Source organism: Chitinophaga sp. 05T412 (assembly GCF_056396465.1).
The window spans coordinates 227,910-251,835 of sequence record NZ_JBFTLN010000001.1 but is presented as its reverse complement, the minus strand read 5'-3'; the positions used below and the strand labels follow the sequence as shown (position 1 = coordinate 251,835).

16 protein-coding genes and 1 tRNA gene are annotated in these 23,926 nt (G+C 44.1%); 6 read left to right on the top strand and 11 right to left on the bottom strand.

The features are described from left to right. Positions 1–120 precede the first annotated feature (120 nt). The 9 genes from AC1DFM_RS01030 to AC1DFM_RS00990 form a co-directional block, all read right to left on the bottom strand. Positions 121–1,128 carry a FecR family protein gene (locus AC1DFM_RS01030; protein ID WP_477074865.1) on the bottom strand — a complete coding sequence of 336 codons (1,008 nt, stop codon included), beginning with the start codon at positions 1,126–1,128 and terminating at the stop codon, positions 121–123. Positions 1,129–1,245: 117 nt separating this feature from the next. Then, positions 1,246–1,839 carry an RNA polymerase sigma factor gene (locus tag AC1DFM_RS01025; RefSeq protein ID WP_477074864.1) on the bottom strand — a complete coding sequence of 198 codons (594 nt, stop codon included), beginning with the start codon at positions 1,837–1,839 and terminating at the stop codon, positions 1,246–1,248. 332 nt (positions 1,840–2,171) lie between these two features. Then, complete coding sequence (locus AC1DFM_RS01020) at positions 2,172–2,951, bottom strand: hypothetical protein (RefSeq protein ID WP_477074863.1); 780 nt, start codon at positions 2,949–2,951, stop codon at positions 2,172–2,174. Between the two features lie 28 nt (positions 2,952–2,979). Then, complete coding sequence (locus tag AC1DFM_RS01015; protein WP_477074862.1) at positions 2,980–4,017, bottom strand: DUF1735 domain-containing protein; 1,038 nt, start codon at positions 4,015–4,017, stop codon at positions 2,980–2,982. Positions 4,018–4,046: 29 nt separating this feature from the next. After that, entirely contained in the window at positions 4,047–5,624 is a 1,578-nt protein-coding gene (locus tag AC1DFM_RS01010; RefSeq protein WP_477074861.1) for a SusD/RagB family nutrient-binding outer membrane lipoprotein, read from the bottom strand. Between the two features lie 26 nt (positions 5,625–5,650). Continuing rightward, positions 5,651–9,067 carry a SusC/RagA family TonB-linked outer membrane protein gene (locus AC1DFM_RS01005; protein WP_477074860.1) on the bottom strand — a complete coding sequence of 1,139 codons (3,417 nt, stop codon included), beginning with the start codon at positions 9,065–9,067 and terminating at the stop codon, positions 5,651–5,653. A gap of 178 nt (positions 9,068–9,245) precedes the next feature. Beyond that, on the bottom strand, positions 9,246–10,469 hold the full coding sequence (locus AC1DFM_RS01000) for a FecR family protein (RefSeq protein WP_477074859.1): 1,224 nt from the start codon (positions 10,467–10,469) through the stop codon (positions 9,246–9,248). A gap of 80 nt (positions 10,470–10,549) precedes the next feature. Further along, the gene (locus tag AC1DFM_RS00995; RefSeq protein WP_477075334.1) at positions 10,550–11,215 is read right to left on the bottom strand and encodes an RNA polymerase sigma factor; all 666 of its coding nucleotides are present in this window, start codon (positions 11,213–11,215) and stop codon (positions 10,550–10,552) included. A 215-nt stretch (positions 11,216–11,430) separates the two neighbouring features. Beyond that, a tRNA-Asp gene (locus AC1DFM_RS00990) sits at positions 11,431–11,504 on the bottom strand. A gap of 170 nt (positions 11,505–11,674) precedes the next feature. Between AC1DFM_RS00990 and AC1DFM_RS00985 the strand changes: the two genes are divergently transcribed. Continuing rightward, on the top strand, positions 11,675–12,628 hold the full coding sequence (locus tag AC1DFM_RS00985) for an acetyl-CoA carboxylase carboxyltransferase subunit alpha (RefSeq protein WP_477074858.1): 954 nt from the start codon (positions 11,675–11,677) through the stop codon (positions 12,626–12,628). Positions 12,629–12,708: 80 nt separating this feature from the next. Then, positions 12,709–13,584, top strand: coding sequence for a 4-hydroxy-tetrahydrodipicolinate synthase (gene dapA / locus AC1DFM_RS00980; RefSeq protein ID WP_477074857.1), 876 nt, complete (start codon positions 12,709–12,711; stop codon positions 13,582–13,584). 131 nt (positions 13,585–13,715) lie between these two features. On the opposite strand, the gene AC1DFM_RS00975 is transcribed toward dapA, so the two are convergent. Both AC1DFM_RS00975 and AC1DFM_RS00970 read right to left on the bottom strand, forming a co-directional pair. After that, complete coding sequence (locus AC1DFM_RS00975; protein WP_477074856.1) at positions 13,716–14,624, bottom strand: ribonuclease Z; 909 nt, start codon at positions 14,622–14,624, stop codon at positions 13,716–13,718. 84 nt (positions 14,625–14,708) lie between these two features. Beyond that, complete coding sequence (locus AC1DFM_RS00970) at positions 14,709–15,083, bottom strand: STAS domain-containing protein (protein ID WP_477074855.1); 375 nt, start codon at positions 15,081–15,083, stop codon at positions 14,709–14,711. A 299-nt stretch (positions 15,084–15,382) separates the two neighbouring features. Here AC1DFM_RS00970 and AC1DFM_RS00965 point away from each other — a divergent pair, with 299 nt between their 5' ends. The 4 genes from AC1DFM_RS00965 to AC1DFM_RS00950 all read left to right on the top strand — a co-directional run bounded on the left by AC1DFM_RS00965 (position 15,383) and on the right by AC1DFM_RS00950 (position 23,909). Then, a complete protein-coding gene (locus tag AC1DFM_RS00965; RefSeq protein WP_477074854.1) occupies positions 15,383–17,917 on the top strand; it encodes an ATP-dependent Clp protease ATP-binding subunit in 2,535 nt (844 codons plus the stop codon). A gap of 475 nt (positions 17,918–18,392) precedes the next feature. Further along, positions 18,393–20,165, top strand: a complete 1,773-nt coding sequence (locus AC1DFM_RS00960; protein ID WP_477074853.1) for a hypothetical protein — start codon at positions 18,393–18,395, stop codon at positions 20,163–20,165. Positions 20,166–20,240: 75 nt separating this feature from the next. Continuing rightward, positions 20,241–22,325 (top strand): hypothetical protein, encoded by a 2,085-nt coding sequence (locus AC1DFM_RS00955; RefSeq protein ID WP_477074852.1) that lies wholly within the window; start codon positions 20,241–20,243, stop codon positions 22,323–22,325. Between the two features lie 6 nt (positions 22,326–22,331). Beyond that, positions 22,332–23,909: a T9SS type A sorting domain-containing protein gene (locus tag AC1DFM_RS00950; RefSeq protein ID WP_477074851.1), complete on the top strand. Its 1,578-nt coding sequence runs from the start codon at positions 22,332–22,334 to the stop codon at positions 23,907–23,909. The last annotated feature ends 17 nt before the right edge of the window (positions 23,910–23,926 follow it).

Genomic DNA, 23,926 nt, shown 5'->3' with positions numbered 1-23,926 from the left:
AAAGGCCACCAGGATAGTATACCAGACTTAAATATTTTCTTTTCTTAGAATCGGGTTTAATTTTGTTGATAGCAGTTCATCTTGAATATAGTTTGGTTAACGTTATTGCGGGCATTTTTTCTATTTACAGTTACCGCCAACGATAATGTATCCGTTGCCGGCACTGTCTTTCCTGACTTTGGTATCTAATGAAAATGCAATGAGCGCAAGCGCTTTATCTAAATCATCTGTTGTATTAAAAGAGCCGTAAAATCTGCACTGCGCAGATTGCTGATCTGTTACTACGGGTACGTTATAATATCTTTGCAGGTCGGTGGCTACTTTCGATAAAGGATCTCCTTTGTAAATAAATTTGCCACTCATTTTCTGTGTGAAAAACCTGGCGTCTTCGGTGGCGTCCTGTAGTCGCAGGTCCTGCGATACCGGGCTGTACACCGCGCCTTTATTGGCTGTTAGCACCAGCTGACCGTTTTTTCGGGCCTGGTTGCCGTGTGTGTTTACCTGCACCATTCCGGATACTACCACTACTCTGGCTATATTTCCTTCGTGTACTTCCATATTAAAGGAGGTGCCTAATATGGTCGTATTTATCAGCGAAGAAGAAACAATAAAAGGATGTTTCGCGTCATGATTGATTTCAAAAAAAGCTTCTCCCTTTAAAACTACTTCGCGTTTCTTGCCGTCAAAGTCCTCCGGAAAGCTGATGCTGGAGGCTTTTTCAAGGTAAACGACGGAGCCGTCCGGCAGTTTCACTGTTTGTCGTTCTGTGGTGGTGGCAAATACCTTTTGTTTCACCCGGTCCTGCCTTAGCATATACCAGGCGCCGCCGCCTAGCAGCAATACCACGGCTGCTGCGGCAATTTTTTGTTTATATAAACGGAATATACCTTTGAAAGAACTATCGTTAATGCCTATACGCTGATGGATATCTTTCAGCATCCGTTCAGACAGGCGTTTATCTAATATCTGCTTTACCGTTTGCAAGTCGGCTTCAAAATACTCGCTGGCTGCCATTTCCAGCTCTGAAAGATCGTTGGCCTCCAGGTAATCCTCCATCCACTCCTGCTCTGCGGCAGTCCACATATCTTTCTTTAACAGTTGTTTGAGATATTCCTTTCTGTTGGGCACTAGCGTGATGGTTTAATCTAAATACGCGCAGTTGATAAAAAAGGGTGGGTCTTTTTCAGACTTTTTTTTAAAAATGGAAATATTAATTAAAACATAATATAAAATCCATTGGCCTGATTAGGAATCATGATAGTTTAAAAATAAGAGTAACAACACAATATATTTATGGTCCCCGTTGCGTTGCATATAATCATTCAATTTGATCATGGCGGCCGATAGATGTTCTTTTACTGTATTCCGGGAGATATTGAGCTCATGAGCTACTTCTTCATACGTCTTACCTTCCAGTTTACAGCGGGTCACAATTGTTCTTTTTTTGGGAGATAATTTTGAAATGGCCTGTTCCAGCAAATGATACTGTTCTTCGTCGATGTTCTTTCGCTCAATGGCTACGGGATCATCGGCATTGGTCTGGAAAATGTTTTTGTGAAAAGCCTGTTCACGCAACTTCTTTCTTACAAAAGATACACACATGTTAAAGCTGATCACAAACAGCCATCCGCTGACGGATTGGTCGGATTGTATATCCTGTCGCTTTTCCCACAGGCGCGCAAATACATCCTGCAGGATATCTTCTGTTACTACCTCATCTTTCACAAACTTGAAAATATTGCGGTACACCGCATGATGATATTTCCAGTACAAGGCGTCGAAGGCGCTTACTTCGTGGTTTTTTAATCGCGCTACCAATTCAGCATCTAGTATATTCATATTTCTTCTTTTATATAAATCATACCGTGGAATACAATTTATATGGCTAGAAAAAAGCCAGGTTTCCCAAAGGCAATGGCCATAAATTCTGCTGCATAAATTAGTAACAAATATTATTATTTAATAAATAAATTCGTATTAACTATAATTATAAATCATTATATACATATATAGAGCAATCAACGTCATTATATGTTGCTTTAACAAGGATGTTGACTACCTCATCCGCCAGGTACTGTGTGCCGGTTTTGTGTTGCCACTTCAACAAAAGAAAGGGGTTGCATCATGTATGATACAACCCCTTCTTCTCATTTTTAAACCGCAAATGCTAACTAATAAACATCATATGGCGCCTTCAGCGTATAATACCAGTTTAACTGGGCCAGATCGCCTTTGGTGAAAATATAGAACGGATTCGTGCCTGCATCAAAATCAGCAGGCGCACCGTCGTATCCTGTTAAGGAATATTCAGCGTTGTAGCTAGACATTAATGCCAGCAAAGGGTCCTGTGCAGTATTGTGTTTATTGGGGATTGGCATTTCCGATATATTGGTATCGTAGTCGCCGCCAGATACTGCACCAGTATGCGCATAACCCAGAATGTGCAGGAATTCATGAACCAGTAACCGGGTATAATACACATGAGCCCATTTCAAACTGGTTTGATTTAAGTCAAGGTTGAAAGACATTAAATCTCCCACGTTGCCGGTACCATCTGGAATATGTGACCATGCAGGCGCGCTGTTAACACCGCTGTTATCTGCCCTGATCACCACAGAATAAGAGGTACCCGGCGCCGGCGTAACATCTCCCCAGGTAATGCTGACAATATTGATATTGGAAGATATGGAGCTGAGATATTTTTGAGCGATTGGAAGTGCATCCTTAAAGGCTTTACCAACAACATTTCCGTCAGCACCGGAAAGCCTGTTGTCAACAAATACCGTGATGTTTTTGCTTTTGGCAAAATCTATTTTTTTATTAAACCATACATTATCCGATGGCTTAATAGTAGGGAGGTTGTTCTCGTAAGACAGCTCGGCTTGTTGAGGTGCTTTAGAGCAGCTGGTACAAATTGCCAACGCCGCTGCAATAATATATTTAGGTTGCATAAAAACGTGTTCCAGGTGAAGAGATAGTTTAAGGTCTGTCGCGTACAAAAGTGAGGTTATCAAAGAACCATACTTTGCATCCCTGCCATCCGCCTGTAAAAGTACCATCGTACATCAGGTAGTATACTTTTACATTCCGGGTAGCCGGGTCCCATTGAGAAGCAGCAGCTTCATTGGCAGCAGGACTTATTTTTGCATAACGGCCTCTTACCGGATCTGGTTGCCCGAAGTAATTGGTAACGCGGATAATTTTTCCACTGCCATTTGGATCAAAATGTAATACCGGGCAGAAATATCCATACCAGGTCCAGCTATTGTTGGCCGCATTCCAGAATAACTTTGCATTTAATGGATTGCCATATGGATCAGTGTTACCATTGGCATATGCGTAGGCATCTCTCATAATACAGGTAGAGTCATCTATGGTTACCAGGTCTACAGTCGTGTTGCTGATGGCAACATTCGTTGATACCTGATAGTCTGTCATACCACCCGGCCGATAGTTGTAAAAACCATCGTATTTGTTTCTAACCACCAGTTTGTAATACACATAAAAGCGGTCAGCACTGATTGATAAAGGCTTGGGTACTTCCGAAATGTTGTAAGCTACCATGAACTTATCGTCCGATTTTACACGGGAGGTATTCACCAGCAAATTAAAGTAACCAACATTTTTACCGGCAGGTATCGTCACTTTTAAATTTTCATTCACGATAGTACTGTCGGGAAAGAAAGCCCACCTGGTGCCTTTTGCCAGGTTATATTTGGTAATGGCAGCAGTATCCCGTGCAAGCGTTACCGTTATATCCTTGTTAGATACGCCAGTGGTACTGGCCAGGTAAACGGGAATGGTAATGGTATCTACTGCTTTTAAGGTAGATGGCAACCGGTTAATTGTTTTTATGCGGCTATCCAGCGACGTGGTAGCACCATCATCCAATGGCGCCAGTTCTACAATGTTGGTACCCGGAATATCTGCAAGAGATACGCCTACTTTGTCTTTCAGGCAGGACTGTGTAGCCAGTGCCAGCAGACTTATATATATCAGGTTAAAGTGTTTTTTCATCTTTCAATATTTTGTAAATACGATTGGAATTATCTACCCCAGAATATTTTTTTAGTGAGAACATCTTCTCCCTGTGCTTTTACGTTATCCGGATTGGTGGCATATTCTATGCTTGGATAGAATACTCTTTTCGGTAAAGCTGGTGCGCCGGGATATTTAGAACCATAGATGTAAGTAGGCCATCCGGTACGACGGAAATCTGCATAAGGTTCAAAAGGATTCACACCATTCATGGCAATCCACTTTTGCGATAAAATCGTTTGTAGCGGATCGGTAGTCAGGTCTATATTGAAGTTGTTCACTTTACCGGTTGTTTGCGTCATATAACCATCCGCATCTGCAATAGCATCAGTAGGCTGGTAGAACTGACCACCAGATGGATCAGGCAACGAGCCTTTGTACAGGTACGTGAAGTTAGCACGTACCGCCGTTTTGTACAGCGCTTTATAATCTCCCGGAATAATATTTCTATAAGCTGCTTCGGCTTGCAGGAAGTAGCTTTCAAAAGTGGTAATCATAGGTATAGGCTGATTAACATTCTTGATAATACCAAAACCATTGGCACCAGAGAAGCTGCCATTTACTTTATCTCCCCAGGAAAAACCGGATAAGGTATCATTATTAGCAGTAGGTACGCCAAAATAACCGCCTTTAAAATGGTTAGGATCGTTGTCGTAAGGAGCATACATCCGGTACAGGCGCCAGTCGCCATAACCATTGAAGCCATCCCAATAGAAATTAACAGCTGCTGCATTGGCGCGGAAACCATTGTAATTGGATGTCTGCTGATTTTGACTGATGTTCCAGAATCTTTCTACAAAAGGATTGCCTTTTCCGCTTTGATTAAAGAATCCCGGATTTACATTGCCTTCGTTTTGTACACCTGAAATGTAGCCATCTGTCGCTGCACTGGTCAGCAAATTCTGTAAGGCAGTAGCATAGTAAGGCGGTTTGGTACCTAACTGGCTCACGCGCAGGATCAACCTTAACTGCAGGGTATTAATAAATCTGATCCAGTTAGCTTTGTTACCATTATACATAATATCCCCTTTAGGAAGGTTACCAGTCCAGTTTTTAATCAGGTCCCTGGCATTATCCAGCTGTTGGTATAAGTCGTTGTAAACAGTAGCTGCATCATCATATACCGGCGTAGGGTATTTATCTATCTGTAATGCCTGGGTATACGGAATATTTCCAAACAGATCAATCAGGTTGTGATAACAAATTACATTCATGGTTTTCACAATGCCTCTGTAAAAGTTATTACCATTGGCATGTTGATCTATATATTGCAAATTCCCAAGATAGCCATAGTAGCCGGTCCACATCCCCTGAAACCATTTGTTGTCAAAGGTGTAGTTGAACACATACGAGTTCACAAAGGCGCCACCACCAATGGTCCAGTAACCCATCCAGTACGACATATCATTTGATCCCATGTGCTGGAGGTAGGCAATGTTATTCAATTGCGGCGACAGCACCAGGTCAACGTCTACGTTGTTGGGATTATTGGGATTATTGTCATTGATATCAAAGTATGATTTTGAGCAAGCCGACATTCCTGCTGTAAACGCCAGAGCGAGCAAATATTTAGTGAGTACTTTCATTTTGTAAAAGTTTCCGGTTGAAAAAATTAAAACCTAACGTTGAGGCTACCACCTATAAATCTGGTAGGCGGCGTTTGACCTGTGTTATTGGTACCATCTGCGTTGTAACCACCACCAATATTGAATTCAGGATCGGTCCAGATATTTTCTTTCGGTGTCCACATAAACAGATTTCTGCCGGTAACCGATACGCTGGCGCCTTTGATAGTTTTAAATCCATTGAAGAGAGACGCTGGCAACGTATAAGACAATACCACTTCTCTGAGCTTCCAGAAAGCATTGCTGGTTACATAAGGTGTTCCCATAGAACTGTATGCCTGCCAGAACTGATACACATTTGAGATTTGTCTGGATTTGTTATCCACATAATGCCCGCTTCCATCGTCATAAACAGAATTCGGGAACACAAAACGCTGACGGTCGCCATAGGTAGAGTGTGCAGAAGAACCTGTCCAGTCTAATGTTTGTCCAATCTGATTAAACAGTACACCACCGCCTCTGTAATCGGCCACAATGGTGAGTCCAAAATTTTTGTAAGCAAGGGAGGTAGTCAGGCCTAAACGATAGGGCTGGAAGATAGCCCCCATAAATTTATAAGCTGCTGCACGGGTAGGATAACCGTTCCCGTCAACAATTACTTTTCCGGTAGCAGGATCTCTGTTGAAATCAGTCACTTTTAATGCAGGGAACGGATAACCTACTACAGCATACGCATCATTGGTCATCGATAAATCTGCGCCGCCATTAGGCAGGGAAACTACTTTGTTGTTGATATAAGTGAAGTTAGCACCCACATCCCATCTGAATCCGGAAACCTTGTTATCAATGAGTGTTACTTTGAAGTCTGTTTCCACACCAAAGTTGGAAGTTTCACCACCGTTCACTAACATAGCACTATAGCCGGTGGTAGGAGATACCTGGGAAGGAATGGTTTGGTTTTTGGTATGTTGATTGAATACCGTTCCACCAAAACTAATCCGGTTTCTCAGGAAGCTCAATTCAATACCTGCTTCTATTTCAGTGGTACGTTCATCTCTCAGATTAGGGTTGGGAGCCAGCGAATTTCTGCTGTAACCAACGCTGTTGTTATAAGGATAACCAGCGGCTACATTGAATGATGAAGACGTCAGATAAGCGCCATATGTACTACTGCTCAGGTTCACCTGGCCCGTCTGACTGTAAGCGGCTCTTACTTTTGCAAAATTTACGACGTCATTATTGAAGAGTGTAGGGAAGGCATCAGACAGGACAAATGCTGCATCTGCTGATCCATAGGAAAATCTTCTGTTAGATGCTGTTAAAACAGAGGTCCAGTCAAAACGATAACTGCCATGTACAAACAGGTATTTATTGAACCCAAAGGATACGTCAGCAAATGCTGCCTGTTGGTTTCTCTCCGCCTTGCCTTCGTTGGCGGTCTGTTGTCCAATATAACTGGATACATTATAAAAATCATTAAACGCGAGTGTGTTGGCGTTATAGTTTTCATAATTATATTTATCCTGTACAATAGAGTGGCCTAATAAGAGTTTGGAACTGATTTTTTGGGACAACTGTTTTTTATAGGATAATAACAGATCCCCGGTTATATGTGATTCAAAAGTAGATCCGCCGCCGGCAGTTGGTAATAATACCTTTCTGTTAGACGCCTGGGTCCCCCCCGGAATATTATAGGGATTAGTTTGCTCATAGTCGGAATATTTCCAGCCATTACCGGTGTTTTTGTAGTTAACAGCGCTGTAAGTATAGCCTATGCGGTAACCAACTTCGAGATCGTCTGTGATAGCAGCTCTGGCGCCCACATTTCCTACAAATTTATTATCCGTGGTTTTGCTTCTGAAGTTGGCGATGTTCCACCAGGGATTATCATTCCAGGCATTGAAGTAATTATCCGGAGAAGAGAAGAAGCCACTTTTAAACCAGTTTAAGTCAACGTGCGCTGGTGAGTTGAGGATTTGATTGTATACACTGCTCCTGTTCCATACCTCGTCTTTATTGGTATTGGTATAACCCAGGGCATAATCTACCGTTATTATGTTGTATTTGGTATTTCCATTCAGTTTAAAGAAGTTCTTCGCGAGTTTATTGCCCGGCATAATATCTGAACGATCTGTACGCTGGTAGGCTACATAAGTAGAAGAATTCTGTGAAGAAGTACCAATAGATAAATCATACTGTTTGGTAACGCCTGTCTGGAAAAAGTCGGTACGGGCGCCTTTTTTAGGAGAGTAGGTCGTTTTGATGACAGTATCTTTATAGCTACCATCGGGATATGATATCCGTTTAGGCGTACCTACTTCTACCATGCTGCCATCGTATTTAGGACCGAACTGCTGATTTTCATAAGGCACATTCACGGTTTGGCCAGTTACAGGGTCCACATAGGTGAACTCTCCGCCCCAGCCACCATACGTATATTGCAGGTCTGGCAGCTTGGAAATACTTTCCCACTGCACACTGGTTTTGAAGTTGACTTCTGTTTTACCCGCAGGCGTTTTTTTAGTGGTAATCACCAACGCACCGTTGCTGCCACTGGCGCCATACAGAGAGGCTGCTGCGCTACCTTTCAACACGTTCACGCTTTCAATGTCGTTCGGGTTGATGTTATTCAGAATGTACGGTGGTACAATAGCTCCGTCCAGTACAATAATAGCGGAGTTGTTTCCGGTAATAGACCGGTTACCACGTAAGTTGATTTTATAAGATGGATCGAGGTTGTTGTCCTGTGTTTGAATAGACAAACCAGATACTTTACCAATCAATCCGGAGGTGGCATTGATGTTTTCTGCCTGATTTAATTCTTTACCACTGATGGTAGTAGCAGCATAGCCCAGTTCTTTCGGCTGACGCTTGATACCATACGCAGTAACAATAATTTCCTGAATGGCGGCCTTTGATTTTAAGTGCACCACCACAGGTTCTTCTTTCGTGACAGACAATTCCACCGTTTCCATTCCAATATAGCTGAACACCAGAATTTTGGAACTATTGGCAGGAACAGATAATTGAAAGCGGCCATTGGCATCTGTGCTGGCGCCAAGTGGTGTGCCTTTGATCCGGATGGTTACTCCGGTTAAAGGAGTGCCTTTTTCATCTGTTACCAGTCCTTTTATCAACAGCGGCGACTGTTGAGTAACAGCAGCAGGAGCATCTGACTTTAATACAATGATGTTGTGTCCTACAATAGAGTAGGTGAGTGGTTGCCCTTTCAGGCAGGTAGCCAGCGCATCGGCTACAGAAACATTGTTCAGGCTTACGGTAACAGGAGTCGTGGATTTCAGTACGTCATCTTTATAAAAGAAAACGTATTCAGTCTGGCGTTCTATAGCCGCAAAAATTTGTGGAATGTTCAGTTTCTCTCCTTTCAACGTAACGTTCTGTGAGTAGGCTTTGGCACTCAGCTGCAAACTGACAGCCAACAGAAAAACAAAGACTGTTTTCATCTTGCGTAGCGTTAGGTTAGGGCGTGCAAATAACTGTATTCTCTCAAATACATAGTTTAAGAAAATCATACTTTTTTCGGTTGAGTAATGAGCAATAGACTTTGGTCTCTCTTAATTCAAAAGCGCTTTTGGTATTTCAGTGATCCCTTTTCAATTGATCCCGCAAGGGGGAGTATTTTTATTTTTTAATCGTAATGGTGGAATTATTTATTTCATATTTGATATTATTCAGGTCGAGTATTTTTAAGAATTCAGATAAATTTTCATTGCGTTTTAACTTACCGGTGAATCGGATGTCTGGTACCTGGTCTTCAAATTGAACATGTACATCATACCATCTTTCTATTTGTCGCATTACGGCCGATAATGGCACTGCGGAGAACTGTGAATACCCGTTCTTCCAGGCAATGACAGCATTCACATCTGCTGGTTGGCTAAGCGTCATTTCGCCTTTGCGCGTAATATTTACCTGCTGGTTAGGTAGCAGGATCTTCGACTGTGGCGTGTTATAAGTATGTACTCTTACTTTTCCTTCGAATAGCGTGGTGCTTACAGTTGGTTCGTTAGCGTAGGAATTAATATTGAAATTGGTGCCCAATACTTCCACTTTACAGCCACCATTGGCTGCTGATGGATCAGCTGCTTCTACAATAAAAGGGACGGGCTGATGATGGGCCACTTCAAAATAGGCCTCTCCGGTAACGTATACCCGGCGTTCTCCGGCAGGAAACGTTACGGGGAAGCGGATAGAGGAGGCCGCATTTAACCATACTTTACTGCCATCTGATAGTTGCAGAAAATATTGACCGCCACGGGGTGTGGCGATGCTGTTATACAGTATTTTTTCGTTTTGCTTTTCATCGCCACTGTAGATAACTCCCCCGGATTGGGTTTTTACTACACGTCCTGCTCCCTGCGTAGCCAGCAAACCGTTTTGCGCACTATCTAATGCAATGGTTTGCCCGTTGCTGAGCGTTAGGGTAGCTTTGTTGCCGCCGCTTCGGCTATGCAGCTCAGATGGTGTTCCCTGGGCTAGTTTAGGCGCAGGTGGATGTATAGAACGTTGTGCGTAGTAGTATCCTGATGCGCCAACAAGTGCCGCCACAGCGGCTGCTGCTGCCCAGCGCCGCCATCCCGAAAATAAAGTCGGGGTCTGGGTGGTGGCTATTTCAGGGGTATTGGGAAGAATATCACGTAATATCTTTTCCGCGTCAGCAGCACTCAGGAAGGTGTTTATTTGTGCAGGATCTTGATAAACGTCGGCAATAGTTTGTGCAATCAGCTCCTTTACGGCAGTTTCATTGCCGGTAAGGGAAAATAATTCAAATAGCTCTGCCAGCTCTTCTGCTGTACAGCTATCATTTACATACTTGTGGAATAGTGTTAATAATCGATCCTGCATAAACGCTGATATAAGGTGCCACTAACTATAATAGACGCACGGCATTTATGCAAAGGGGTAGATGAATAAAAATATTTTTTTCAGAAAACGATGTTGTCGTCTAACGTATTTGAAACCAATATATTAACATCACTTGAAAGAGAGGGGGTATCCGACGGTGGCATGTGCAATTCGCCAAAATTGTTGGTATAGTCGCAAACGCACAGGAAAATAACGAGTAGAAAACTCTGGTCACGCAAAAAGGTTTGCACTATTTTGTTGGCGGCCATGATATGTTTCTTGACGGTTTCTTTGGAGATCTTTAGTTGCGCGGCAATTTCATCATGACTAAATCCTGCTGTTCTGCTTAAATGGTATACATGTTTTTGTTGAGGGGTGAGTAGTCTGGCGGCCATGGATAAACTGGCCTGCAGGTCGCGCAACTTAATAGATTCTTCCGTACCACTATCGGTATCGACGCTATTTTCATGAATAGCCCGGATAACTTTTCCTTCTGCTTTCTTTCTTCTTAACTTGCTATAAATATTATTCCGCACCATGGTATGCAGGTAGGCGCTGAAGTTTTCTACTTCATGAAGCGATTCGCGGTTGAGCCAAATGCCTGTAAACACTTCCTGCAATACATCTTTACTGTTAATGTCTGATTTCAATAATTTTTGAGCGACGAAATATACTTTCGCGCGATGTTTTTCAAATAGCCTGACAAATGCAGTTTCGTCACCCTCAGCTATTGCGAGCAAAAGCATTTTATCCTCCATTGTTAGCCAATTACTTCGTCCTAAAATAGTGAAAATATAATTATAAGCGTTAAAAGGACCTTTTTAGCAAAAGTGCCGTTCCATTGGAATACCGGCCCAAAAGTTTCTTGCAGTGGATAATGATGGATAACCGTGGATAAAGATGTTAGCCTGACTTAAAAGAAAAAACCCGCTCATTGAGCGGGCTTATTCTCGAATTTTTGCGGACCGGACGGGACTCGAACCCGCGACCTCCGCCGTGACAGGGCGGCATTCTAACCAACTGAACTACCGATCCATTCCTGACATATTAATAAGAATCTCTTATCTTTCTGTCTCCCAATTCGTTGTGTTCCTCCGTTTTGGGATTGCAAAGATAGCAACAAAGTTCCCAATTAAGCAAATCTTTTTTAAAAAATATTTTCAGCCTTATCTTTACAGCCGATCTTTAACCAATTTAATCAAATTATGCAATTCCTGGATTTCGAGAAACCTATCGCTGACTTATATGAGCAGCTGGAGAAGCTGAAGGAAAATGGTGAAAAATCTGGCGTAGACGTATCTGCTACCGTGAGCGAGTATGAACAAAAAATTGCGGATACCCGCCAGCAGATCTACGATCACCTCACTGCCTTCCAGCGCGTACAGCTGAGCCGTCATCCGGATAGGCCCTATACGCTGGCATACATCGAAAAGATGTCTACCAACTTTACGGAACTGCATGGCGACCGGAATGTAAAAGACGATAAAGCCATGGTAGGCGGTTTCGCCGATCTCGATGGTGAAACAGTCATGTTTATTGGCCAGCAGAAAGGTGTAAATACCAAAATGCGTCAGCTGAGAAACTTCGGTATGGCTAATCCGGAAGGTTACCGCAAAGCCCTCCGACTCATGAAACTGGCAGAAAGATTTAATAAGCCTATCGTTACTTTGATTGATACGCCCGGCGCTTATCCCGGACTGGAAGCAGAAGAAAGAGGTCAGGCAGAAGCCATTGCCCGTAATCTTTTTGAGATGGTAAAACTCAGAGTACCTGTTATCTGCATCATTATTGGCGAAGGTGCCTCAGGTGGCGCATTAGGCATTGGTATTGGCGACCGCGTATTTATGCTGGAAAATAGCTGGTATACCGTTATCTCTCCTGAAAACTGCTCCACTATCCTGTGGCGTAGCTGGAATTTCAAGGAAAAAGCAGCAGAAGAACTGAAACTCACTTCCGATTATATGAGCCAGTTTGGCCTGGTAGATGGCATCGTACGTGAACCACTCGGCGGTGCCCACGTAAACCCTGATGAAATGGCACATTTATTAAAAGTGCGCATTAAGGAAACACTGGCTGAATTAAAGAAAATAGATCCCGATACCCGTATCGAACAACGTATTGATAAGTTCTCCCGTATGGGTTTTTACGAAGAAAAATAAAAAATATTTAGAGATCACAATAAAAATTTCGAATTTCGGCCTCTGAAGTTCGAAATTTTTATTTTCCCGTAAACACAGTCATGGAACAACTAAAAGGCACCGGGGTGGCATTGGTAACACCCTTTAAAGCAGATGAAAGCATAGATTGGAATGCTTTGGAAAAGTTGATCAACTACGTGATCGATGGCGGCGTTAACTACGTTGTGTCATTAGGCACTACTGGTGAAACACCTACTCTTTCTGCAGATGAAAAGCTGGATTTGATAAAATTCACTTTCGAAAAGGTGTCGAAGCGGGTGCCCGTTGTGATTGGTATCGGTGGTTACGATACACGGGAAGTAGTGAAAAAACTGGAAACAACTCCTATTGACCAGGCTGCCGCTATACTCAGTGTAGCGCCGTATTACAGCAAGCCTACCCAGGAAGGAATTTTCCAACATTATAAAGCTATTGCGGCCGCATCTTCCAAACCCATTATTCTGTATAATGTACCCGGACGTTCCGGTCGTAATATGACCGCAGAAACTACCCTGCGCCTGGCGCATGAGGTGGAAAATATCGTGGCCATGAAAGAAGCTTCCGGTGATATGATGCAGTGCATGCAGATTATCCGCGACAAGCCGAAAGATTTTCTCGTGATCAGCGGCGATGATGCCCTGGCACTCGGCCAACTGGCCTGTGGTATGGATGGTGTTATTTCCGTAGCAGCCAACTACTTCGCCACAGATTTCTCCAGCATGGTACATGCCGCGCTGGTAAACGATTATCCGTCTGCCCGAACGCTGAATAATAAAATGTTAGAAGCATTTGATATGATGTTCGTAGAAAATAATCCGGCTGGTATCAAAGCATTCCTGCACCACGCTGGCCTCTGCGAAAATTATTTCCGCCTCCCTGTAATGCCGGTGACTGATCAGCTTTACAGCAGAATAGGCGCATATCTGAAACAATACTAGCTAAAAGCTAAAAGCACAAAGCATAAAGCTATTATAGCGAATGATTAAAGCGGATACTCGCTCTGATCATTCGCTATAATAGCTTTATGCTTTTAGCTTTTAGCTTTATGCTTTGTGCTTTTAGCTTTATGCTAAATAATATATGTCACCCCTTCTTCCGCAATCGCGGTATGCTCAAACACTGGTTTGGCTTCGTCCAGGAAGGGTTGTAATTCTGTGTATTTGGAAGAAAAATGCCCGATCAGCAGTTGCCTTACTTCGGCTGATGCCGCCAGGGATGCTGCCTGCACGGAGGTGCTATGGTAACGTTCGGCTGCCCGTTCCTGTAAATCGTGCAGATACGTGGTTTCGTGATACATCACGTCTGCGTCTTTCAGCCATGGCAGCAGGTTTTCATCATAGAGGGTATCCGCACAATATACATATCGTTTACCCGGAGCAGGGGGGAGGGTCACCCAATCGTTTTTAATAAGTGTACCATCTTTCCGCTGATAATCAGCGCCATCCTGCAATTTACCGAAGTAAGCCGCAGGTATTTCATAGGCCCTCGCCTGATCAGGAATCAGTTTCCGCTTTCTTTTTTGCAGTTCAAAGGAAAATCCGAAGCAGGAAATCCGGTGCTGGGTGGGAAAGCAAGACACCCGTAAATCTTTATCCTCCAGAATCAGCCCGCTATAACCAGGCTGCAGCGGAACAAAAGACAATTCAAATTTCAATACGGTACCGGAGCAATCCAGCTGTAATTGGATAATCTGCTCCAGTTCCGGTGGCGCATATACGCTGAGAGGATCTGTACGCCCCATCAAACTGAGCGTATTCAACAGGCCTATCAGCCCGAAATAATGATCCCCATGAAGATGACTGATGAAGATATATCTCAGCTTGCTGCGTTTAATCCTGTATTTGGCAATCTGTATCTGGGTGCCTTCCCCGCAATCTACCAGCAGCAACTGCTCGTTGCAGGTAACTACCTGGGCGGTGGGATGCCTGTCCAGGGTGGGAATAGCGGAGTTGTTGCCTAAAATCGTTACTGCAAACATTTCTTTATCGTTTAGCCGTTAGCTGTTAATTTTTATCCGCTGCACTACGCCCACAGGCGTACGCATGCGGTAAAAATCGGTTATCTATTCCATTCCATCCAGTAATTCTCTTTCCAGTTCTTCCATCATCACCAGGTCTATTGCCTCTGCCATAGTAGGGGCAATATTCAGCATGTCGTCACCCGCTGTTTTCAGCGCAGCTGTTAAGGTGTTGTTAAGGCCGGTAATAGCACAGGAAAGCTGATTGTCATACAGGTGCCCGTATACTGTTAAAATGGCTTCCACGCCGCTGGTATCAAATTTTTCTACCAATGTCAGGTCTAGTATGAGATTCCGCCCTTTTAGTTCTGGTAAAGAGGTGATTGTAGCGAGGAAGTCGGCTGACAAATTAGCATCCAGATCGGTAACTTCAGGACAAAAAACGACTATTTTTTCTTTGGTATCAATTTTGAATTTCATGCGTTGGACGTTGTTTTATACTTTAATAAAATAAATTTTGAACAGAGGGAACCCGCCTATAAAATATAACCGTAAGAGATCGAAACAAAAATGGCCTTTTCTTCGTAGATATTTTTAAACGAACGTACCCGCATCACCGCAAAAATAATTCTTATACTATTAAAGTGTAAGTTGTTTAAATCTAAAAAAGGAATAACTTCATTCCGACACATAACGCGGTAATCTTAAGTCAGAATTATTCGTTATTATTGTATTAAGCAAGCCCCCGTAAGGGTTTTTGATAATTTAATAATCTCACAATGGACCAGAATTTTTCACCGCAAGTTAAGGAGATCATTTCGTTCAGCAGAGAGGAAGCTTTACGTCTGGGAAATGACTTCATAGGTACTGAACACCTGCTGTTAGGTATTATTCGGGAAGGCGAAGGCACGGCCGTAAAGATTCTGCAGGCTTTGAACGTAGATCTGTATGAGTTACGCAAGGAAGTAGAACTGGCTGTAAAAGATAAGACCGGAAAGAATATTGCTAACATTAATAGCCTCCCGCTTACCAGACAGGCAGAAAAAGTGATACGTGTTACCGTATTAGAAGCTAAAGCATTGAAAAGTGCAACAGTGGAAACGGAACATCTCATGCTTTCTATACTTAAGAATAAGGAAAACGTTTGTACACAAATCTTACAACAATTTGACGTGGACTACGATACTTTTAAAAACGAACTGGGCTTTGTAAAATCAGCGGACCCTAAATCAGAATTTGATGATCCGGGCGAAGAAGAGTTTGAGGACGAAAGAAAGAGTTACGCATCCAAAGCCAAACAGACAAATACCAAATCCAAGACGCCCGTACTGGATAATTTTGGTAGAGATATTACCAAGCTGGCCGAGAGCGGCAGCTTAGACCCGATTGTTGGCCGCGAGCAGGAAATTGAAAGGGTATCCCAGATACTTTCCCGCCGTAAAAAGAACAATCCGATTCTTATTGGTGAACCCGGTGTGGGTAAAACCGCCATCGTGGAAGGTTTGGCGCTGCGCATTGTGCAGCGTAAAGTTTCCCGCGTGCTGTTCGATAAGCGCGTGGTAAGCCTCGACCTTGCCGCCCTGGTGGCCGGTACCAAATACCGTGGCCAGTTTGAAGAAAGAATGAAGGCCATCATGAATGAACTCGAGAAAAACAGAGATGTAATCCTGTTTATCGATGAAATTCATACCATCGTGGGCGCCGGCGGCGCTTCAGGTTCCCTGGACGCTTCCAACATCTTTAAACCTGCACTCGCCAGGGGAGAACTCCAATGCATCGGAGCCTCTACCCTCGATGAGTACCGCATGTACATCGAAAAAGATGGCGCACTCGACCGCCGCTTCCAGAAAGTAATGGTGGAACCACCTACCGTGGATGAAACCATTCAGATCCTCAACAACATCAAGCCTCGTTATGAAGAATACCATAACGTTAGCTATACTGACGCTGCTATTGATGCCTGCGTGAAACTGAGCGACCGCTACATGACCGACCGTCTCCTGCCAGACAAGGCTATTGACGTACTCGACGAAGTAGGCGCACGCGTTCACCTGAAAAACATCAATGTTCCTCAAAATATCCTCGATCTCGAAAAACAGATTGAAGACATCAAACAGGAAAAAAATAAAGTAGTGAAAAGCCAACGCTTCGAAGAAGCCGCTGCACTGCGCGATACTGAAAAGAAACTGGGTGAAGACCTGGAACGCGCTAAAGCAATGTGGGAAGAAGAAGTAAAGCACAAACGCTACCCAATTGATGAAGAAGCCATCGCGGAAGTTGTTAGCATGATGACCGGTATCCCCGTTAAACGGATGGTACAGGCAGAAACAGAGAAGTTACGTCGCATGGGCGAAGATCTCAAGGGCGCCGTGGTTGGACAGGACGATGCTATCAGCAAAGTCACCAAAGCTATCCAGCGTAACCGCGTAGGTCTGAAAGATCCTAAAAAGCCAATCGGTTCCTTTATATTCCTCGGCCCTACCGGGGTAGGTAAAACAGAGCTGGCCAAATCACTGGCCCGCTACATGTTCGACTCAGACGAAGCGCTCATCCGCATCGATATGAGTGAATACATGGAGAAATTCTCTGTAAGCCGCCTCATTGGTGCTCCTCCGGGATATGTTGGCTACGAAGAAGGTGGACAGCTCACCGAAAAAGTGCGCCGCAAACCGTACTCCGTAATCCTCCTGGATGAAATTGAAAAAGCACATCCGGATATTTATAACCTCCTGTTGCAGGTACTGGATGATGGTATCCTCACTGATGGCCTCGGTCGTAAAGTGGACTTCAAAAATACCCTCATCATCATGACCTCCAATATCGGAGCCCGTCAGCTGAAGGATTTCGGCGCAGGTGTTGGTTTCACCACCAGTGCAAGAACCGTAAACGAAGAAGAGAATACCAAATCAGTCATCGAAAAAGCACTGAAACGTACCTTCTCTCCTGAGTTCCTTAACAGAATCGACGATGTGATCATCTTCAACTCATTGGCGAAAGAACACATCTACACGATCATTGACATCACCATGAAGAGCGTGCTGAAACGCCTGAATAACCTCGGATTTAGCCTCGAACTCACCGATGAAGCCAAAGGCTTCCTCGCAGATAAAGGCTACGACCAGCAATTTGGCGCCAGACCACTGCACAGAGCCATCCAGAAATACCTGGAAGACCCATTAGCAGAGGAAATACTCAACATGAACATTCATGATGGCGATATACTCGTGGCTGACCTGGACAAGGAAAATCAAAAACTGATCTTTACCTTGAAAAACAACTCTTCCAAGAGTAAATCCGAAAAATCAGAAGCGTAACCTGATACGCTGATCATAAAAGCATAGCCCGTCAATGGTAAATTACCTTGACGGGCTTTTTATTTATAACATGAACATGTTAATTCCTGGGCTAATACATAACAGTTTGCAGCAGAATTAATCTAATCTTGTGCCTTCACCCACTTGCATGGCCCCACTGCAATTGGTATTCCTCCTTTAGGTTCCCATTTTTCCACCCCACCTCACAGACTTATTCATACTAAAAATGGTATGATCATGTCATTTTTTAAAAACATTTAATATATCACATTTGCAGTATGTATTTTATATGACCTGTATAAATAATTATTTATTAGGTTTGAATAATTTATGTTTTTTGATATTATTTCGAACAGACTTGTGCTAGCTTAGACAAACGCCACTATACCTCGATTTTTTTCATTTATCCTTATATCCTCACACCGGCAATGACGTGTCGGAGGTGTACTTGACTTAACTATTTATCCTTATATCTATGAGAAGATCTCTACGTAATGTAGCTCGTGTTATGCTAATAGGTGGTGTAAGCATCGTTGCTACAAAGGCACACGCCCAGCTGAAAGTAGGTAAGAATCCTACCTCTATCCAAAAATCAGCTATCCTGGAGCTGGAATCCGATAAACAAGGTTTACTGCTGACCCGCATCGCAGATACTTCTGTAATGACGTCTCTCGCTCCTCCGGATGGGATGATCATCTACCTGACAAAAACCGGCGAGGAAGGATTTTATGTAAGACATAGCAATACGTGGGAAAGAATGGCTACCAAAGCCTCTTCCTGGGACCTGTTAGGTAACGCACTGACCAGTGCTGCTACACAATTCATTGGAAGTACTAACAATATTCCTTTCGTGATGAAAGCGAATAACGTAGAAGGAATACGTATTGATAACGGTGATGTGACCGTGAAAAACAAACTGACTTTGAGTGGCATCGCCACCGACGCTACTGCATCTTTATTGGAAGCAGTAATTGTAGATGGAACCGGTAAAGTATACAAACGTCAATTGACCAAAGCGGCTTTTGCTGATTTAACCATCAATGGTAAAACTGAATTAACTCAGCTGATCAAAACAGACAATGAAGTAGATTATAAATTTACTACAACCAATAACCCTGGAGTAGACGCTACTCACAAACTGAGCATCGCTACACAAACCGGTGCAACAGGTGGGCCGGCAGTCGGTTTGCTTACCAACGCGGATTGGAATACTTTTAGTAAAGCTGCTGCCAAAGCATTACAAATTGCTGCTTTCAGCACAACCGGAGACGCTAAAGGTCTGACCCTCGGAACTGACGCATCCAATAATCCTACCATCGCTTTAAATGCAGCTACACTCACAACACCTGGTGGCGTTTCTACTGGTACACAAACTTTCGGTGGAGATAAAACATTTAATGGCAAAATTACCGGTGAAAATGGCCTGTTAATTACCACAGGTGGTGCAGATGTAACCGGCAATTCCAAAGTAACTGGTACTTTCGAAGTAACCAAAACTACTAAACTGGGCGACATGTTAACCGTTGCCTCAGGTGGTGCAAATATCACCGGTGCTGTGGAAATAAATGGTACATCTAAGCTCGATAATACTGTAACACTGGGTAGCGTAGCTACAGGTACCAATGAGGTGTCTGTGTTGATGCTCAACAGTGCTAAAGAAATCATCACCAGAGATCTTCCCTTAACTGCATTTAAAGACATCACTTTCAGTTCAGATCATGCCGGTACAGATTTGAAAGTGGTAAAAGACGCTACCAATAATGTAAACGTAAGCATTCCAATGGCAGATCCTTCTGTTGCAGGTGGTCTGGTAAGCAATCTTTCCCAATCTTTCGCAGGTAACAAAAGATTTGGAAATGACGTAGCGATTAAATCTACCCTGAATCTGGGAGACACCAGTGCCATTGCTAACTCTACTTTACAGGTACAAGGTTCCGTATCCATGGCTATCACTGAGGTGACCAGCAGCACCAGCTATAGCGTTACTTCTAATGATTATACCATAGTGGTAAAAAATACTTCTCCTGTAACAGTGAAGTTGCCTTCCATTGCAGGTACAAAAGGTCGTATCTACACTATCAAAAAAGCAGCATCAGACGCTACCAACAGACTTGATAATCCTGTTACCATACAGGCACAGGCAGGTCAGAACATTGAAGATGGAAACTCTATCAACATCTACAATGACTGGACTTACATCACTGTACAATCAAACGGTACAGATACCTGGTATATTATTAAGAAATAAGGTTGAACGGTATTGGAAACGGCTACGTATAACCGTAGCCGTTTCATCTCTTTTGTGCTACTTAAATGATGATGTATGAAGCTGCAAGGGCTTGCAAAAGTATGTGCCATTATATTATGCTGCTTAGGCAGTAACCAATTACTGGCACAGCAATTAAAGCTGGGAACTAATCCGTCCACGCTGAAACAATCTGCTTTACTTGAACTGGAAAGTACCAAGCAGGCTTTGTTAATTACCCGCATCGCAGATACTACCCAGATCGTTACCCCGGTTAACGGGATGATCATATACCTGACCACAGATAACTCTTTCCGCGTCAGAGCAAATAACTATTGGAATAAACTGATTCCTGCAGGTAGCGCTATCCAATCTATCAACAGTGACGCCACTCCCGCCCAGAACATAGTTTTCAAGTATACCCCTGCTGGTACATTTGGTCTTGCTACCACAGCAGGAACACATACCCTCACCATTCCTGATGCAAGCTTAACCGCCCCTGGTTTTATGAACATCGGCGCCCAGTCGTTCAAAGGACTGAAGAACTTCACAGATGGCCTGCAAACCGCCAATCTGCGTGTAGTCAATGATTTGAGTACCCCCACAAAAATATTAGGTAAAGATGTGAATGGAGATGTGTCGGCCCTGACGCTCGGCACTACCCTGGATCTTACTACTGGTACCTTGAATGCCAACAACGCTAGCAGGTTATGGAATGCTAATAAAATAGCGGACTACAATGTATCATTCGCTACCGCACCAGCAACAGACCAGGTGCTCACGTATAACGGCACACAATGGATCGCGAAAGCACCCACCACTGGCGGAATATCCTCTATAGGACTTACCTTACCATCTATGTTCACGGTAACAGGCTCGCCACTTACCGCCAATGGTACTATTACCGCAACGCTAGCAACACAAAACGCAAATACCGTTTTCGCTGGTCCCACTACAGGTGTAGCCGCAGCGCCAACTTTTCGCCTCCTTGGAGCAACTGATATCCCCGCGTTGGATGCCAGCAAAATAACCACAGGCGTATTACCACTTACACTTGGAGGTACCGGACTCTCTACCGTTGGAGCTGTTGGTAATCTCATCAGAGTGAAGAACGCTACCACATTGGAATATTTCACACCTTCTTATCTGGATGGTACCAATAAAATTTCCATTATTCCCGGCTCAGGAGTAATGGCACTGGCGCCTTCCAGCACGCAAACACTTTCTACCAATCCCAGCTGGACGATCAGCGTAGATAGTTCTAAAAATATCTGGAATGCCAATAAAATACAAAATAAAGTAGTGTCCACTACGGCTCCCACTGATGGCCAGCTGTTGAAATGGAACAACGCTACTTCAATGTATGTACCTGCTGATGACATTACTGGTGGGGCTTCTTATGGAGATCTTAAAGATGCTTCAGGTAATCCCACCAATGATATTACGTACGCAGATGCGCCCGATCCTAAATACCGGATGAAAATCTGGCAAAGTCCGAATTCGGGCGTTGTTACGAATGGTCCAGGCGGAACGAGTGCCTGGGCATGGAGTGTACTGTCCTTTCAAAATACAGGTTATACAACACAACTATATTTCGATAAGAATACCCTGGCTTTAAGAGAATGGAAGAATAACACTGCAGCGCCACCTCCATTAACTGCTGGTGTTCATCCCTGGTATAAACTGGTGACAACCAATGGCGCTAATAATTTCACAGACGGTGGTGTTATATTCGCGGGCAAAACAAGTGATGCTACCTCCGAAGTGACGCAGGACCCAGGTAATCTATTTTGGGATAATACTGCAAAAGAGTTAGGGATTAAAACGAATAACCCCGCAGCTAGCCTCGATGTAAATGGGACTGTAAAGCTTGGTATAGGCGGAACTGTATTTAATAACCTGATAAGAGATGTGGCTACCTTGCCTCCTAAAAATAATATTACAAAGAGCAGCACTACAACGGTAACATTTAATTATCCTAATGCCGCCGCCGGAGCAATTGTTACCGTGAGCCCCCGGGCTGATCCTGGCCCCAACTTCATTATAGGTGCTGCTTTTGTTAAAACAGCCGGGGTGGTAACTGTTACCATTGCTAATGTAAACTCTACGAATGCTACTTCTAATTTTGCCGGAGTAGTCTGTGATTTTACCATCGTTCAGTAATAATTAATGAAGAAAATTTACCTGAAGATATGGTTACTGTTATTGTTGGCGGAAAGTCTCTCCGCCCAGCAAGGCGTCTACATCCCGTCCGGAGCCACCGTTTGGCTCTCCGGCAATACCAACGTAGGCATCTTTGCTGATATGACAAACAACGGAATCCTCGGTTCAAATCCTAATACCACTTTCTACTTTCTCAGCAAACGATGGACTAACGGAAGCGGCGCTACGCTGCCAGACGAAAGCGCCGACGGCGTTTCCGGCACGGGCGGTACCTTCAATTTTTCCGGCGGTACCAGTGTAGGCCAACAAAAAGTATTCGGCGGTTATAGCTTCATCACCAAAACGGGTACCAGCTTCCCTAACCTGCAACTCAGCAACAGCGCAGGTTTGCTGCTCGATGACCTCAGCGATCTGAAAATCCGCAATGCCCTGCAGTTTACCAACGGCCGCCTGTACCTGAATGGCTGGATACTGCAGATAGGAGATAAAAATCCCGGCACTATCACCGGCTATTCCGACGCCCGCTATGTGGTGACCGGCAAAGGCATCGCCGGAGGCCTGCTATACCGCGCTGGTATCAACAACGCTGCAGGTAAAGTAGTTTTCCCCATAGGTACAGATGATAACAGCTATGCACCCGCTGCCGTGCTGATTACCGGCGCAAAAGATATGATCGGCGCCAGAGTATACGACAGCGTATTCACCGTAGCCGCCGGCGGTACATCTTACCCCGACAGCTTCGTCAATAAAACCTGGAACATCCGCCGCGACGATAACACCGGCGGCGAGGTAGACGTAATTCTGCAACACCTGGATACCGACGAACTACCCGCCTACGCCACCTATCGCGATAGCAGCTTCATTACCCGCTTTGTTACCGGCGTATGGGATAACGTGCCGTTTATTCCTAATAAACCTTTGGCAGGTACGCTTTCTACCGGCTCCATGTCCAGCCCTGCTACCATGCACCTGCGACATTTCATGGAGTTGGGCAGCAGCGAATATTTCGCCAAAACCACCCTCTTCGGTTCCGCTAAACCAGCCATGTTCCTGAGCTTCGAAGCATACCGCATTGCACCGGCCATGGTACAGCTGGACTGGACCACCAGCAAGGAAATATTTAACGCGGTATTTGAAGTGGAACGTCGCTATGAAAGAGACGAAAACTTTACCAAAATTGGAACAGTGCCTACTAAAGCCATCAATGGCAATAGCAGCTCACCACTCAGTTATACCTACCAGGACCCGAATGATTACGACGACTGGACCTACTATCGCATCAAGGCGGTAGGCAAAAATGGCAAAGTCACCTATTCGGAAATCCGGGCAGTACCGCCGTTTGTACAAATCAACGTATTCCCGAACCCGAACAATGGCCGCTTTACGGTGAAAGTACGGGGTATCCGCGGGGATATGCAGATAGAGCTGCATGACGTATGGAGCCAGGTAATGAAGAAATACGATGTGAAAGGTGACAAAGACATCGATATCTCCGGTATGCCTTCCGGCGTTTACTTCCTGGTCATCTATCATAAAGAAACAATGAAAGTGCTCTACACCTGCAAGGTGGTAGTCACCCAATAGCCGTTGGCGTTATGGAT